This window comes from Phaeodactylibacter luteus, from assembly GCF_007993045.1.
Lineage (GTDB): Bacteria > Bacteroidota > Bacteroidia > Chitinophagales > Saprospiraceae > Phaeodactylibacter > Phaeodactylibacter luteus.
On the sequence record NZ_VOOR01000042.1, the window covers coordinates 34,676 to 47,740 of the forward strand.

Sequence of the window (13,065 nt, forward strand, 5' to 3'; positions counted from 1 at the left end):
CAACTGACCTCTACCACTTTGCAAAAGCCTACTGCTATGAAAAACCACATCCTTTTCCCGACTGACTTTTCCGAAGCCGCTGAGCATGCCTTTCAGTTTGCACTAATGCTCGCCGGGCGATTGCAGGCCCGGATAGACCTCATCAGCGTATACAACCTGCCGATCAACGATGCTGCACGCTACCCGCCCGACGAAATAGAGGCTCAACTTCGGGAAAAGCGGGAGGCGGTCGTCCAAAAACTTAGCCGCATAGCGGAGCAGTACCCCGAAAGGACCGGTAAAATCCGTGCAGATTATGGTGTCTTTGTTTATCAGGAAATCTGTGATGCTGCACGGGACGAGGGCGCTAGCCTGATTGTGATGGGCACCAAAGGAGAGCGCAACCCTTTGGAAGAGCTAATGGGCAGTGTTACAACACATACGCTCTTGCATGCACCCTGCCCTGTCATTGCCGTCCCCCCTTCCTCCCCTATTGGCCCGATAAGCGACATCGCTTATGCAACGGACTTTGAGCCTGGTGACGATCATGCTGTTGCACAGCTGACTGCATTTGCAGAAATGCTTCAATCAAAAGTCCACTTCGTACATGTCGATACTAGCCGGGGGCGGGCTGCGCCAGAACAAATACAGGTGTCCGGTTACCCTCTGCCTTTCGCCGATTTCACCGTCATATACCACCCACAGCCGGCAGCTGGAATCGAAGGGTACCTGGAAGAACAAGACATAGGCATGCTCGCCCTATTTATGCCCAACCGGCACTTTTGGGAGCGGCTGTTCCACCGGAGCTTTACCAAAAAAATGGCTTTCCATACCCGGGCTCCACTGCTGGTTTTTAACGCCTGATTTTTCTGGCACAGTCTTTGTAATATACAAGATGGTTAAAAAAGTTACGATTTGTTATAAAGATAGCCCGCCTCTTGGCGGGCTTTTTTTTGTTAAAAGGCCTGCAACTCCACCAGTTTCTGGTAAGCCCCCCCCTTGTCCAAAAGGCTTTGGTGGGTACCGCGCTCCACAATTGCCCCCTGATCCATCACCACGATCTCGTCTGCGTACTGAATGGTCGACAAACGGTGGGCGATCACGATAGAAGTCCGGTTTTTCATAAGCTCTAGCAACGCCTGCTGTACCAGCTGCTCCGACTCCGAGTCCAGCGCGGAAGTCGCCTCATCCAAGATAAGGATAGGAGGGTTTTTAAGGATGGCACGGGCAATGGTCAGCCGCTGCCGCTGCCCGCCGCTGAGCTTGTTGCCCCGGTCACCGATATTGGTCTGATAGCCACGCTCTGTGGCCATGATAAAATCATGAGCATTGGCCGCTTTGGCAGCCGCCTCTACCTCTTGAGGCGACACCCCTTCCAAGCCGAAAACAATATTATTGTAAATACTATCATTGAAAAGGATGGCCTCTTGGGAAACAATGCCCATTTGGGCGCGCAGATCTTGCAGGCGATAGTCTTTGATGTTGTGCCCATCAATCAGTATGGCACCCTGAGCAATATCATAAAACCGCGGCAGGAGATCTACAAGCGTAGATTTTCCAGCACCCGAAGCCCCTACCAAGGCGACAGATTTGCCCCGGGGGATAGACAGGTTGATGTCCTTCAGTGCAGGCCCTTCGTCTTCGCGGTAAGCGAAAGTCACCTGCTGATAAGCGATGCCCTCCTTGAATTCGGAAAGCGGCTTTGCACCCGGCGCATCCTGAATACTGACCGGAGCATCAAGGAGGCCTTCGATGCGCTGCATGGCGCCTACCCCTTTTTGGACATTATAAACCGACTTGGACAGGGACTTGGCAGGGTCAATAACGTTGTAGAAAGCAAAAATAAAAGTCAGGAAGGTCTCAGCATCTAAAACCCCGCTAAAGACTTGCCGGGAGCCATACCAAAGCAGCACGGCCACGGTGCCTATGCCTAAGAATTCTGAAAGGGGGGAAGCCAGATCGCGCCGCCAAAGGAGGCGGGTAAGCGCATACCGGTAGCCATTGTTCTCTTCCGCGAACTTTCTCCGTTGGTACGCTTCTGCATTAAAGCCCTTGATGATCCGGAGCCCGCCCAAGGCTTCTTCTACAATAGAGACGATGTTGCCCAGCCGGCCTTGCACAGCATTAGAGCTTTTTTTCAGGCGGCGGCCAATGCCTCCAATCACCACTCCGGTAAAAATCATAAGTACAAACACAAAACCGGTAAGCCCCGGGCTGACGTACAGCATGAAGCTGAGCGCCCCCACTATAATGAGCGGCTCGCGGAACACCGCTTCCAGTACATTGAGGATGCTCGATTCCACCTCCTGCACGTCGCTTGTCATCCGCGACATCAAATCCCCCTTCCGCTCTTCGCTGAAATAGGGCAAGGGAAGCCGCAGCAGTTTATCGAACAGCTGTGCCCGCAGATCCCGGATAATCCCGTTCCGGACAGGCGCCATGAAGAACAAGGACAAATAGCGAAACAGATTTTTCAAAAGGAATACGCTCAGAATGGCCCCGCACACCACAATCAGGGCTGACTCTTTGCCCTGCTCCACAATGAGCTGGCTGATGTAGTAATTGAACTGCGCAGCGATGGCTTCTGCGCTAAACCCTCCCGGCGGCTGCTCCAGGATCAGCTCTCGGCGGTCGAACAAAACTTCCAGGAAAGGGACCAACAACGGGATGCTGAGGGCGGTAAAAACGGCTGTCAGGATATTGCTGATGACGTTCAGCGCGACCATGCCTTTGTAGTTGCGCATATAACCGATCAGCCGCCAAAAACTACTTTGCTTTTTGCTCATATAAAAAGGCTTTACTTGCGTGGCTGCAAGACAAAGGAAGTTTCTCCTTTGACCAATTCGTACTCCAAAGACTCCTCTCCATCTGTCGTGGAAAAAGTACGGACCAGCGCTTCGCTGTCCAAGCGGTACTTATCCCCTCCTTTGTACCCCTGCATCCGGTTATCGCTCTCCGGCAAAGCCGGGATATAAATAGGCCCAAAAGAGCGGTTGCGGTAGGAAGCAAAAGCATAAACCTGCATGGCTTTTCCCCCTTCCACTTCAGAAATGGTGAACAAGTAAACCTCAGGGTAGCCATCTGCGTTGAGGTCGGCCAGTTGTGCATCGGCCAAAAGGCCCTCCACCTCGACCTGCTGCGCCTCGTTCCGTACCGAAAACCCAGAAGAGGTTAAGGTGAGCTGATTGTCCTGCCCCCGGTTAGGAGAGCGGACTTCAAAACTGACCTCGCCTGCCTGCAGCACTTTTTCGAAAGGCTTGCCAAGAGGGGCCGCCTGCCTGAAAAGTTCTGTATTTTCTTGGCTTTCCCCCTGCTGCGCCTTGGGCTCAGCTGCAGCCTCTTCTGTTGGGGCCGTGCTTGCGGCCTGCTGATCTTCAGTACCGGTTGTTGAAGGAGAGCTGCCGCCACAGCTGTACAGGGAGAGCAACAGCAAGGTTAGAAAGAGATTCAATCTTGTTTTCATGGTAAACGGGTTTTGTTGTATAGCAAACAGGGCCTGCCGGCCCGAAACAAATCAGGCCTGCCCGGCTCTGATGGCCAGGGCAAGCCTGATGCGATACTTTTATTGCTGCCCTTATTTCTTTTTGGGCTCTTTGATTTCAAAGTCATTGAGGAATCCCGTGTGGAAATCCCCAGCCTTGAAGCGCTCATCCTTCATCAATTGTTGATGGAAAGGGACGGTCGTCTTCACGCCTTCGATGATAAACTCGTCCAAAGCGCGCTCCATCTTCTTGATGCACTCTTCACGGGTGCGAGCCCGGCAGATGAGCTTGGCGATCATAGAATCATAATTGGGGGGGATGGTATACCCTGCGTAAACATGGGTATCCACACGCACGCCATGCCCTTTAGAGCTGTGGAAAGAGGTAATCCTACCTGGGCTGGGGCGGAACCCATTGAGAGGGTCCTCCGCATTAATCCGGCACTCCATGGCGTGCCCATTAGGGATGTAGTTGCCACCGGTGATTCTCTCTCCGGCTGCAATTTTTATCTGCTCTTTGATGAGGTCATGGTCAATGACTTCTTCCGTCACCGGATGCTCTACCTGAATACGGGTATTCATCTCCATGAAGTAGAAGTTGCGGTACTTATCGACCAAGAACTCTACCGTGCCAACGCCTTCATACTTGATGGCTTCCCCTGCACGCACTGCCGCTTCGCCCATTTTCTCGCGCAGGTCGTCCGTCATAAAAGGGGATGGGCATTCCTCCACCAGTTTTTGATGGCGGCGCTGAATAGAGCAATCCCGTTCAGACAAATGGACCACTTTGCCTTTCTGGTCACCTGCGATCTGGAATTCGATATGCCGGGGCTCCTCGATAAACTTCTCAATGTAGATGCCATCGTTGCCAAAAGCGGCTTTAGCTTCCTGGCGGGCGCGGTCCCAGTTGTTTTCAAAGTCTTTTGCTTCCCAGACAATGCGCATGCCCTTGCCGCCGCCGCCAGCTGTCGCCTTGATAATGACGGGGTAGCCGATTTCTTTAGCGATTTTCTGCCCAGATTTGAGATCTTTGACCAAGCCATCGGAGCCCGGTATAACCGGCACGCCAGCTTTGATCATGGTTTCCTTTGCGGTCACCTTGTCCCCCATTTTCCGGATTTGGGCGGGCGTTGGGCCAATAAACTTGATGCCGTATTCTGCACATACCTCTGCGAAGTCTGCGTTTTCCGCCAAGAAGCCATACCCTGGGTGCACGGCATCCGCGTTAGTTATTTCAACAGCAGCCATAATACGCGGCACACTCAGGTAAGATTCAGCAGAAGAAGGAGGCCCGATACAGACCGCCTCGTCTGCGAAACGCACATGCAGGCTTTCGCGGTCTGCAGTAGAGTACACCGCTACGGTTTTAATGCCCATTTCCCGGCAGGTACGGATGATACGCAGGGCGATCTCCCCACGGTTGGCTATGAGTACTTTTTCAAACATAGAAGCATTCGATTGGGTGAGCCACGGCTACTGCCCCAAAGGGCGGCTACCGTGGTATTCTGCATTCAATTTCGCCCCTGGGCTTAGCCCTTCGGGTCAACAAGGAAGAGCACCTGATCGTACTCTACGGGCTGTGCATCCTCTACGAGGACCTTTACTACTTTGCCTGAAATTTCAGACTCGATTTCGTTGAAGAGCTTCATCGCCTCAACAATACATACCACCTGCCCAACTTCGATAGTATCTCCAACCTTAGCATACGGTGGCTTTTCCGGAGAAGAAGAGCGGTAGAACGTCCCTACGATTGGAGAACGGACTTCCAGATAGTTGCTGTCGCCTCCTTTCTCAGCAGCAGCAGGGGCCTCTGCCTTAGGCGCTTCAGCTTGCGGCTTGGCCGGTGCAGGCGCTGGCTGAGGCGGTGCAGGCGTGTAAGGCTGCTGTACAGGCGGCATTTGGATAATCGGGGCAGCCTGAGGGGTGCCCGCAGTAGGCTGTGGGCTCACTGCAGGTTTTTGTTTTTGGTACTTGTTGGTCCGGATAGACAGTTCAAACTCCCCATCCTTCATTTTAAAATCCGTCAGGTTGGACCTATTAATCAGCTTAATGAGCTCCTGAATATCTTTAAAATCCATAGGGTTTACTGTTTTACGCGTTCCATATAAGCGCCGGTGCTCGTCTCAATCCTGATGAGGTCACCTTGGTTAATAAATAGTGGCACCCGGACTTCCGCCCCGGTTTCTACCGTTGCAGGCTTCAGGGTGTTGGTGGCCGTATCCCCTTTAACGCCAGGCTCTGTGTACGTAATCTTCATGATGATGTACTGCGGCATCTCCATAGAAAGGGGCATCTCTTTGTCAGCATGATACAGCACCTCAACTTCCATGCCTTCCTTAAGGAACTCTGCGCGCTCTATCAGGGCTTCCGCAAGGTTGACCTGCTCGAATGTTTCATTGTTCATAAAATGGTAGCCCATATCATCATTGTAGAGGTATTGGAACTTGCGGCGTTCCACGCGCACCTCATCTACCTTGTGGCCGGCAGAGAAGGTATGGTCCAATACCCGGCCAGAAGTCAGGCTTTTGATTTTGGTACGCACGAAGGCGGCACCTTTTCCGGGCTTGACATGCTGAAACTCGACAATACTGTAGATGTCGTGGTTCAGGTCGATGCACATGCCCTTGCGGATATCCGATGTCGTTGCCATTTTGGTATAACTCAGTTTTACAAGGTTATGAATTAGCGGAGCAAAGATAGGAAATTTTGTGGCTCTGCCCCGGCCTGATCAGTAGGCCCATTTTAGATAGACTGCCCCCCAGGTGAAGCCGCCCCCGAAAGCCGTCAGGATGATGTTATCGCCTTTCTTCAGCTGCCCTTCCCAATCCCAAAGGCATAAGGGCAGCGTGCCAGCAGTGGTATTGCCATAGCGGTGGATATTGACCATGACCCGCTCCATCGGGAAGTTGGCCATCCGTGCTACCGTCTCGATGATGCGCTTGTTGGCTTGGTGTGGGACTAGCCAGGCGATGTCATCAGCGGATAAGCCATTGCGCTGCATCACCTGAGTGACCACATCTGACATTCCGGAAACGGCAGCCTTAAAAACCGGGCGGCCATTTTGGAATACAAAGTGCTCCCGGTTCGCAACAGTATCTGCTGTTGCAGGATAACGCGACCCGCCTGCCTTTTGATAAAGGTATTCTCTTCCAGATCCATCGCTCTTAAGCAGAGCATCCATGATCCCTACCGGCTCTTCTGTGGCTTCCAGCAGGACAGCCCCTGCACCGTCGCCAAAAATGACACAAGTGGTACGGTCTGTATAATCAATAATGGAAGACATCTTGTCTCCGCCTACAACGATGACCTTTTTGTGAGCCCCCGACTCGATGAAGCGGGCCGCAGTGGTCAGCGCATAGAGGAAGCCTGAGCAAGCCGCGTGGATGTCATAGCAAAAAGCATTTTTCATGCCGGTCTCGTCTGCTATGATATTGGCCGTATCCGGGAAGACCATATCCGGAGTAACGGTAGCACAAATCACGAGCTCCACCTCACCGGGGTCAGTATCGGTTTTTTCCAACAGCCCCTTAACCGCTTCAATCCCCATAACGGAAGTGCCCTGCCCCTCCCCTTTGAGTATGTGACGCTGCTCTATGCCCGTGCGGGTACGTATCCACTCGTCATTCGTATCCACCATTTTCTCGAGCTCGGCATTTGTCAGGATATAATCGGGCACATACCCTTGTACCCCTGTTATGGCCGCGTGTATTTTGGAAGTCATCACTTGTATATTGTTGCTGATTCGTTTTGAAAGCCGGCGGCACCCTGACCGGCTGCCATGGCAAGCGCTGAAAATGAGGGGCAAGGTAGGAAAATATTGGGGGTTTGGCAATTTATCCTATGCCCCAAGTCCGGCATCCCCGCATTCTCCCGCGCGCTGAATAAAACAGGCTGCTTATTGCCTTGCGATGCGGTGCTTTAGGCTTCGGCTTCCGCCGAAATCAGCCAAAGCCCACCGAACGTAATCAAGCCGTTCAGGGCGATGATTAGAAAACCAAACTGAAAGCCCATCAGCCAGGCCTCTGAGTTGGCATTGATCACATATGAAAGCACCGGAGCTGCCACACAGACCGGCACGACCCACTTCGGGCTCAGCCTGCGCGTTGTCAGCAGGCCAAATGTAAATAGCCCTAGCAAAGGGCCATAGGTATACCCTGCAGCCTTGAACAGCTGACTGATCACGTCCTTGTTGTTCAGTGCGTTGAAGGCTACGATTATGATGAGCAAGAGGACGGAAAACCCAATATGGACATAAAGGCGGGTGCGCTGCTTATCCTGCTCTTCCGCTCCGCTCTTCTCCATGCCCAGAAAATCTACACAAAAAGATGTCGTCAGGGCCGTAAGTGCAGAATCCGCACTTGAGTAAGCAGCAGCAATGAGCCCAATCACAAACAAAACCCCTACTGCCGCTGGCAAATGATTGAGGGCGATCATCGGGTAGAGCTCATCGGTGCGCTCGGGCACCTGAAGCCCAATGCTGGCCGCATAGATGTACAACAGCGCGCCAAGAGAAAGAAAGAGGAACTTAGCTGCCACAAGCACACTGCTGAATACGTACATATTCTTCTGTGCATCGCGCAGGCTGCGGCAGCTGAGGTTCTTCTGCATCATGTCCTGGTCAAGCCCGGTCATGACAATAGTGATCAGCGCGCCGCTGATGAACTGCTTGAAGAAATTGTTGGGGTCGTTCCACCCTCCCTCAAAAAAGAACAGCTGAGAATAGCTGCTAGACTGTATCATAGAAGCCATTCCCGCCAGGTCGGTCTCCATAGCTTTCCCGATAGAGAAAATGGTCAGGCCTACAGCCGAGAGCATCGCTGCAGTCTGCAGCGTATCTGTCCACACAATAGTATTGATCCCCCCTTTAAACGTATACACCCAAATGAGCAAAATCGTAATAGCCACCGTGGCAATGAAAGGCACCCCGAATGGCCCCAAAACAAAGTGCTGAAGCACGATGGCCACCAGGTAAAGGCGGAAGGAGGCGCCTATCGTCCGGGAGAGCAAAAAATAGGCTGCCCCGGTTTTGTACGCTTCAACCCCAAGGCGCTTCTCCAGATACCCATAAATGGAAGTCAGGTTGTTTTTGTAATACAACGGCAATAGTACATGGGCAATGACCAAATACCCGAGCAGATACCCAAACACCATCTGCATATACGAGAAGGCCTGGTTCTCTCCACCTGCCCCTACCACCCCCGGTATGGAGATGAACGTGACCCCGGAGAGCGTAGCCCCGATCATCCCCACTGCGACAAGCAGCCAAGGCGACTGACGGCCTGCCAAGAAGAATTCAGCATTTCCAGCGTTGCGCCCTGTGAAGTACGAAATGGTAATCAACAATAAAAAATAGGCAGCTATGATGCCGAGGATGAGCGTTGGCGTCAACTGACTTAGCATAAGTTATATCTTGTGCGCCGGCCGTGTAAAGGGGAATATCCTGCCACCGCAATTGTTTTTAATGAGCCTGTCCCAGGTTCAACCTCGGAGTGTACAGGCAGCCGGCAAATATAGCAATTTTAAAAAAAGGCAATGCTGCCGCCATTCCCCAAGCTTGGTTTTGGCATTTCGCCCCAGCCTGCCGTACCTTCGTACTATAGGCCCTAACTTTAGAAAGCTTGTTCGGAGGGGCGCCAACCCAATTGCCGTTTTTTTTCAGGGGCCTGCCCCTGCCAGCAGGCAGGTGCCGCTATGCTACGGGGCTCGCTGTCCGCTCGGCCCTATCGGGCTTGCCACCCCTTCGCAGCGCTAGGCCAATGCCAGGCTAGTGCCTTAAGCCATAAATCTCTGATACTTAAGTTGAAGTTGTTTTCCGGCTAATCAAGGCGAAGGTTCGCGACTTTAGCCCGAGCTAAAGGAGCGGTTCTTTAACGAAGAGTAGGCGGAAAAGAACGAAACTTGGGGTGGCAAGGATTTATGGCTTGAGGCACTAGAGCCCGGAAAGCTTAAACGCCTGCGACATTTTGGTTGCCACCCGTTTGGAGCAGCTTCGTTACAAAAGTCAAGAATTTATGCCCGCCTGCTGTGCAGAAGGGTTCTGGCAAAACCACTAAATTTGAGCCTAGCGGGCTAAATGAAAGCCCTGCGAAGAAACCAGGCTCGTAAAGCGGATCTGCAACAAGAACGAACCCCAATATGCGCTTAGCCTACCAAACTTAAACACGGCCTTGTCATGCTGAAGCCTCCCCTTTTCCTGATAGCACTCCTATGCCTTTTGCTCTGTTGGTCCTGTGGCCCGGCTGCCCCCGAGCAGCAGACTCAAGCACAAAATGCGCCTCCTCCCACTCCTGTCGATGAAGACGCAGCCATCTTGCAGCTATCGGCTTATCTCATCGCCTCCCCTGCTACCCTGGCAGAACAACAGCAGAACGACATCGTCAACTATGCAATGGATGAGCTGATCCCGCTGGAGCGCACGCCAACAGGCCTGTTTTACCGCATTCTATCAGAAGGCAGCGGCCCAGCTTTAGAATGGGGCGATTACGTGGAGGCCCACTACAAAGGCTACACTCTTGATGGGCAAATATTTGACTCCTCCTACCGGAAAGGAAGGCCTTTGAGGTTCTACATCGGCAATATGATCAGCGGATGGAACGAAGGGCTTCAGCTCATCCGGCCCGGCGGGAGAATGGCCCTCTTCATCCCCTCCAACCTGGGATATGGGGAAAAGGGCGTCCCTGATGGGAAAGGCGGCTTTGTCATAGCCCCAGATGCTCCCCTTGTCTTTGAGGTGGAGGTACTCCGCAAACTGAACGAGTGAGCTACTGCCCCACAGGGCGGCGGAACAGCCCCAAAAGCATGATGCCCAAACCGGCCATGATGAAGACATCAGCGAAGTTGAACACCCCGGTTTTTAACCCTCCGATGCCCATAAGCATAAAATCGACGACTTTATTGTAAGCAATACGGTCATAAACATTGCTAATGCCGCCCCCAATGATCAACCCAAATGCCACTGCCTGCAAACGGGAGACATCCTTCGCCAACAAGGTGTGCAGCAAAATCCCCGCCAGCAATAACATCGGGGCCACCTTCAGCCCCCAATAGCGCAGCTGTTCAGACAGCCCCGCCCCAAGGCTAAGGAAAGCCCCTCGGTTTTCTGTAAAGGTCAGTACGAAAAAACCGTCCAAATAAGGCTGTGCAGCTGCCCCCATTAGAAATTCACGAGCCATTGCCTTAGTAACCTGATCCAATAAGATGCCAGCTGCCACTAACCCAATGACCACTCCTGCCCGGCGCCAATTGACCTCAACAGACATAATTAATACGGTGTTTTATCTTCTTTTTCCTTCCAGGCCTGCATCGCTTGCAAGGCCTCGGCTCTGCCCTGCTGTTCCATAGGGATGCTCCGGGCCGACAGCGGCAGCTCCAGCTCCTGATAGATGAAGTCGTCATCAAAGCCCGCTTCCTTTGCATCCCCACGGGTGCAGGCATAGACCACACGCGCTGGCCTCGCCCAATAAATCGCACCAAGGCACATTGGGCAGGGCTCACAGGAAGTGTACAAGGTACAGCCCTCCAACTGGAAATGCCCCAAGTTGCTGCAAGCTTCCCTGATAGCTACAACCTCCGCATGAGCAGTTGGGTCTGCCTTTGAAAGGACCGAATTATGCCCCTGCCCTATCACTTCTCCTTCTTTGACCACAACTGCGCCGAAAGGCCCGCCATGGCCCCCCTCTACTCCTTGCCTCGCCAAAGCTATGGCGAGCTCCATATAGTACTGATCACTCAGCATATTCAAACCATTTGTTGCAGCGCAAGATACCAAAATACGTGAACTGCACCGGAAATAGTATATTTACCTGCACAGGGGCCAGGCAACAGGCCTGATGTGGCCATTGGATGGCCTGCCCCGATCATACGCTGAACCAACTCACTGAACCAACTTTATGACCCAACCTATTATTACCAATGACGCTGTCACCCTAGGCCTACTGATTGTAGTCCTCGCTTTTGTTTTTGTGACCTCAGGAAGCAGCCGGCCAGGCTGGCAAAAGTTCTACCGCTATGTGCCGCCACTGCTGCTCTGTTACTTCCTCCCAGCCCTCCTACATTGGCCCCTCGGCCTCATCGCCCCCAAATGGTACGACTTGGACGGGCTGAGGGAGTTCCTGCAATCTGGCGCTGCCCCCAACCTGAGCAGCCAGGCCGGTTGGCAGGCGATCCGGGAAGCTATCCTGGCCAATAATATCCCGGAGGCCGACTTGGCCCCCTTTGTCGTCAAGTCGCAGTTGTACTTTATGGCCTCCCGCTACTTGCTGCCAGCTAGCCTTGTCCTGCTCTGCCTCGGCATAGATTTCAAAGGCATACTCAACCTCGGCCCCAAAGCACTCATTATGTTCGTTGCAGCCACGGTAGGCATTATCCTCGGCGGCCCCATCGCGCTGCTGCTCATTGCAAATGTAGCCCCCGGCCTTATCGCAGCATCGCCAGATGAGCTCTGGCGAGGGCTGTCTACCGTAGCAGGCAGCTGGATCGGCGGCGGCGCTAATCAGACCGCGATGAAGGAGATATTCAAAGTGGGGGACGACCTCTTCGCTTCTATGATCATTGTGGATGTGGTCGTTGCCAATATCTGGATGGGCTTCCTGCTTTATGGGGCCAGCATCTCAGACCGCCTGGACAAACGCCTGAAAGCCGATAACAGCGCTATCTCTGATTTGAAGCAACGGGTGCAGGACTATCAGGCCAGCGTAGCAAAAATACCTACTACCACCGAAGTTTTTGTCCTCCTGGCAGTAGGCTTTGGCGGCACAGCCCTTGCCCATTGGGGCGCAGACCTCATCACGCCCTGGATCAGCCAGTTCAAGGCAGCCTTGGAAGCGGCAAGGCTCAATTCCCTCATGTCTGGCTTCTTTTGGCTCATTGTCATAGCCACCACTGTCGGTCTTACTCTGTCCTTTACACGCTGGCGGGAGTTGGAAGGCGTAGGCGCGTCCCGCTGGGGCAGTGTATTCATTTATATCTTGGTCGCCACCATTGGCATGAAAATGAACCTTGGGGAGGTCCTCCAAAACCTAGGCTTGTTCGCTATAGGCATCGTGTGGATGCTCGTCCATGTGACCATCCTCCTGCTTACCGCAAAAATTATCCGGGCGCCTTTCTTCTTTGTCGCAGTAGGCAGTCAAGCAAATATCGGCGGGGCGGCTTCTGCGCCCATCGTCGCTTCTGCCTTCAGCTCCGCTCTTGCACCTGTTGGCGTCTTGATGGCCGTGCTAGGCTATGCGCTAGGCACTTATGGTGCTCTGATCTGCGCTTTCCTCATGCAGGCAGTCGCTACCGGGTAGCAAGCCTTTTTTTAATATGCAAATACAACTAGCCGCCTCTTGCATTTCAGCCAAGGGGCGGCTTCTTATTTTCCAAATTTCTCAATTATCTCAACTTTTCCTCTCTCCATTTTTAAAAATCAACAACCAAACAAGCTTCATTTTTAACAAAAATCAATAATTTCATTTTTTATTTGTGAAATTTGCACAAAAATAAAGCTTGGCTTAAATTTGTATTATCGAAACAATCAAAACGTTGATTGAAATTAAATTTACAATACTGTGAGGTGATGAAACTGGCAGCCATGCCCTCCCGTCTCGGGGGTGGGGAATCAGGGA

Annotated in this window: 12 protein-coding genes; 3 read left to right on the forward strand and 9 right to left on the reverse strand. The window is 52.7% G+C overall.

Annotation, left to right across the window (positions count from 1 at the left end; genetic code table 11):
- Positions 1-36: 36 nt before the first annotated feature.
- Positions 37-843, forward strand: a complete 807-nt coding sequence (locus FRY97_RS16815; RefSeq protein ID WP_147168730.1) for a universal stress protein — start codon at positions 37-39, stop codon at positions 841-843.
- 92 nt (positions 844-935) lie between these two features.
- On the opposite strand, the gene FRY97_RS16820 is transcribed toward FRY97_RS16815, so the two are convergent.
- The 7 genes from FRY97_RS16820 to FRY97_RS16850 all read right to left on the reverse strand — a co-directional run bounded on the left by FRY97_RS16820 (position 936) and on the right by FRY97_RS16850 (position 8,860).
- Positions 936-2,765 carry an ABC transporter ATP-binding protein gene (locus FRY97_RS16820; RefSeq protein ID WP_147168731.1) on the reverse strand — a complete coding sequence of 610 codons (1,830 nt, stop codon included), beginning with the start codon at positions 2,763-2,765 and terminating at the stop codon, positions 936-938.
- Between the two features lie 11 nt (positions 2,766-2,776).
- Entirely contained in the window at positions 2,777-3,442 is a 666-nt protein-coding gene (locus FRY97_RS16825) for a hypothetical protein (protein ID WP_147168732.1), read from the reverse strand.
- Between the two features lie 111 nt (positions 3,443-3,553).
- Entirely contained in the window at positions 3,554-4,906 is a 1,353-nt protein-coding gene (gene accC, locus FRY97_RS16830; protein ID WP_147168733.1) for an acetyl-CoA carboxylase biotin carboxylase subunit, read from the reverse strand.
- Between the two features lie 83 nt (positions 4,907-4,989).
- Complete coding sequence (gene accB / locus FRY97_RS16835; protein ID WP_147168734.1) at positions 4,990-5,538, reverse strand: acetyl-CoA carboxylase biotin carboxyl carrier protein; 549 nt, start codon at positions 5,536-5,538, stop codon at positions 4,990-4,992.
- Between the two features lie 5 nt (positions 5,539-5,543).
- Entirely contained in the window at positions 5,544-6,110 is a 567-nt protein-coding gene (gene efp, locus FRY97_RS16840) for an elongation factor P (protein ID WP_147168735.1), read from the reverse strand.
- A 78-nt stretch (positions 6,111-6,188) separates the two neighbouring features.
- A complete protein-coding gene (locus FRY97_RS16845; protein WP_147168736.1) occupies positions 6,189-7,181 on the reverse strand; it encodes a beta-ketoacyl-ACP synthase III in 993 nt (330 codons plus the stop codon).
- 197 nt (positions 7,182-7,378) lie between these two features.
- Positions 7,379-8,860: a sodium:solute symporter gene (locus FRY97_RS16850; protein ID WP_147168737.1), complete on the reverse strand. Its 1,482-nt coding sequence runs from the start codon at positions 8,858-8,860 to the stop codon at positions 7,379-7,381.
- A 772-nt stretch (positions 8,861-9,632) separates the two neighbouring features.
- Between FRY97_RS16850 and FRY97_RS16855 the strand changes: the two genes are divergently transcribed.
- Positions 9,633-10,220, forward strand: coding sequence for an FKBP-type peptidyl-prolyl cis-trans isomerase (locus tag FRY97_RS16855; protein ID WP_147168738.1), 588 nt, complete (start codon positions 9,633-9,635; stop codon positions 10,218-10,220).
- A 1-nt stretch (position 10,221) separates the two neighbouring features.
- Here FRY97_RS16855 and lspA read toward each other — a convergent pair whose 3' ends face one another.
- Positions 10,222-10,719, reverse strand: coding sequence for a signal peptidase II (gene lspA / locus FRY97_RS16860; protein WP_147168739.1), 498 nt, complete (start codon positions 10,717-10,719; stop codon positions 10,222-10,224).
- A 2-nt stretch (positions 10,720-10,721) separates the two neighbouring features.
- A complete protein-coding gene (locus FRY97_RS16865) occupies positions 10,722-11,195 on the reverse strand; it encodes a nucleoside deaminase (RefSeq protein WP_147168740.1) in 474 nt (157 codons plus the stop codon).
- Positions 11,196-11,349: 154 nt separating this feature from the next.
- On the opposite strand from FRY97_RS16865, the gene FRY97_RS16870 reads away from it, so the two are divergent.
- Complete coding sequence (locus FRY97_RS16870) at positions 11,350-12,747, forward strand: DUF819 family protein (RefSeq protein WP_147168741.1); 1,398 nt, start codon at positions 11,350-11,352, stop codon at positions 12,745-12,747.
- The last annotated feature ends 318 nt before the right edge of the window (positions 12,748-13,065 follow it).

What these genes read in the sequence shown, in the direction of transcription:
- FRY97_RS16870 (WP_147168741.1), top strand. Translation starts at nt 11,350, where the DNA reads ATGACCCAACCTATTATTACCAATGACGCTGTCACCCTAGGCCTACTG.
- FRY97_RS16820 (WP_147168731.1), bottom strand. Translation starts at nt 2,765, where the DNA reads ATGAGCAAAAAGCAAAGTAGTTTTTGGCGGCTGATCGGTTATATGCGC.
- accC (WP_147168733.1), bottom strand. Translation starts at nt 4,906, where the DNA reads ATGTTTGAAAAAGTACTCATAGCCAACCGTGGGGAGATCGCCCTGCGT.
- FRY97_RS16865 (WP_147168740.1), bottom strand. Translation starts at nt 11,195, where the DNA reads ATGCTGAGTGATCAGTACTATATGGAGCTCGCCATAGCTTTGGCGAGG.
- FRY97_RS16845 (WP_147168736.1), bottom strand. Translation starts at nt 7,181, where the DNA reads ATGACTTCCAAAATACACGCGGCCATAACAGGGGTACAAGGGTATGTG.
- FRY97_RS16815 (WP_147168730.1), top strand. Translation starts at nt 37, where the DNA reads ATGAAAAACCACATCCTTTTCCCGACTGACTTTTCCGAAGCCGCTGAG.
- FRY97_RS16825 (WP_147168732.1), bottom strand. Translation starts at nt 3,442, where the DNA reads ATGAAAACAAGATTGAATCTCTTTCTAACCTTGCTGTTGCTCTCCCTG.
- lspA (WP_147168739.1), bottom strand. Translation starts at nt 10,719, where the DNA reads ATGTCTGTTGAGGTCAATTGGCGCCGGGCAGGAGTGGTCATTGGGTTA.
- FRY97_RS16850 (WP_147168737.1), bottom strand. Translation starts at nt 8,860, where the DNA reads ATGCTAAGTCAGTTGACGCCAACGCTCATCCTCGGCATCATAGCTGCC.
- accB (WP_147168734.1), bottom strand. Translation starts at nt 5,538, where the DNA reads ATGGATTTTAAAGATATTCAGGAGCTCATTAAGCTGATTAATAGGTCC.
- FRY97_RS16855 (WP_147168738.1), top strand. Translation starts at nt 9,633, where the DNA reads ATGCTGAAGCCTCCCCTTTTCCTGATAGCACTCCTATGCCTTTTGCTC.
- efp (WP_147168735.1), bottom strand. Translation starts at nt 6,110, where the DNA reads ATGGCAACGACATCGGATATCCGCAAGGGCATGTGCATCGACCTGAAC.